The sequence below is a fragment of the Streptomyces fildesensis genome (genome assembly GCF_016107395.1).
Lineage (GTDB): Bacteria > Actinomycetota > Actinomycetes > Streptomycetales > Streptomycetaceae > Actinacidiphila > Actinacidiphila fildesensis.
Window position 1 is genome coordinate 1 of record NZ_JAAIKO010000121.1, and the last position, 1366, is coordinate 1366.

Genomic DNA, 1366 nt, shown 5'->3' on the forward strand with positions numbered 1-1366 from the left:
TCATCGTCGCCTCACTCCTTCACAGTTCAGGTGTCTCCATGCTCGTTCGCCGACGAGAGGCCGCCCAGGGTCCGCAGGTCCCCGCGGAGCAGCCGTTCGGCCCTGCCCGGCTTACAGCCTGTCGGGACCTCCGCACCCATCAGGGCCGAACGGCCCTCGCGGCTGCCCCGGCCAGCCCCTGCGCGCTGGCCCACCGTCGGCAGGATCGTGGAACGGAACCCGAGCTCGCCCGGCACTTGCCGGTCCTGACCGTCGACACGGCGGCCCGCACCCCGGCCGGCGTTCGGCCGCCGTAGGCAGCGCGGACCATGACGTCCCGGCCACGACCCGACAGGCGCTGTTCACCCAAGCCGGAGTCATCGTCACCCGAACCCTTGGCGAACTCCTCGACGCCGCGGACATGCTGCACTCCCAGCCGCTGCCGCCCGGGACCAACGTCGCCGTGGTGTCGAACTCACGCGGCGCGGGCATCATGGCCGCCGACGCCTGCCGTATCGCCTGCGATCCGCTTGCCGAACCGGCCACCCGGCCCGCCCCGCTCACCGAGCGTGACGCTCGAGCGCTGCTCGCCGACCCGCGCTGCTCCTCGCTGCTCCCCGGGCGCCACGGCGGTAGCGCGGACATCGGGGGGGTGAAGACGCTGCTGCTGCGGTTGTCACGGATGGCCGAAGATCTGCCACAACTCGCGGAAGCCGCCATCGACACGGTCGTCGCCGGGCCCAGCGGCGTCACCGCGCGCGACGCCCGCATCCGCCTGCTGCCCCGCCGCGTCCACGATCCGTACCTGCGCCGGCTGCGTTGAATCCGGGTCCGCGAAAAGGCACTTCACGGACGTGCGGAGTGCGGCCGGTCAACCTGCGCGGCTGGGCCCCAGGGCTCAGCCGCGCAGGTCCTGCCTTCCCTGTTCAGCCGGCCCGTACGAGGGGCCGGCGGTGGCCCAACCGGCCGGGAACGCTGAAGCCGGCCCGACGACGCCGCAGATGGCGCCAGGGGTCCCGCCTGCGGATCGGATCGGTCGGAGCGGCGGACTGTTGTCGGTAGAAGAGCCGTTTGCCGATCTCGATGAGACCCAGATAGCAGCCCACCATGGCCGCCAGGGCGGCGAAGAAGCCCAGCGGGAGCGGCGCGAAGCCGAGTGTGTGCGCCAGGGGCGTTGCCGGCAGTACCGCTCCCACCGCGACCACCCCGAAGGCGGCCAGTGTCAGCGGCAGGCTGGGACGGCTGCGCCAGAACGGGCTGCGGCGGGTGCGGATCGCGAAGATCACCAACGCCTGGGTCGCCAGGGACTCCACGAACCACCCGGTGCGGAATTGGACCGGTCCGGAGTGGAAGACCCACAGCATGACGCCGAACGTGGCGAAGTCGA

The 1366-nt window shown here is 72.1% G+C and carries 2 protein-coding genes; one reads left to right on the forward strand and one right to left on the reverse strand.

The window, feature by feature from the left end; all coding sequences use genetic code 11:
- Positions 1-400 precede the first annotated feature (400 nt).
- Positions 401-802 carry an acetate--CoA ligase family protein gene (locus C6N31_RS44870; RefSeq protein WP_138351993.1) on the forward strand — a complete coding sequence of 134 codons (402 nt, stop codon included), beginning with the start codon at positions 401-403 and terminating at the stop codon, positions 800-802.
- 103 nt (positions 803-905) lie between these two features.
- Here the strand turns inward: C6N31_RS44870 and C6N31_RS42160 are convergent.
- Positions 906-1366 (reverse strand): cation transporting ATPase C-terminal domain-containing protein (locus C6N31_RS42160; RefSeq protein WP_198359609.1); only part of this gene is annotated, 461 nt, incomplete at its 5' end.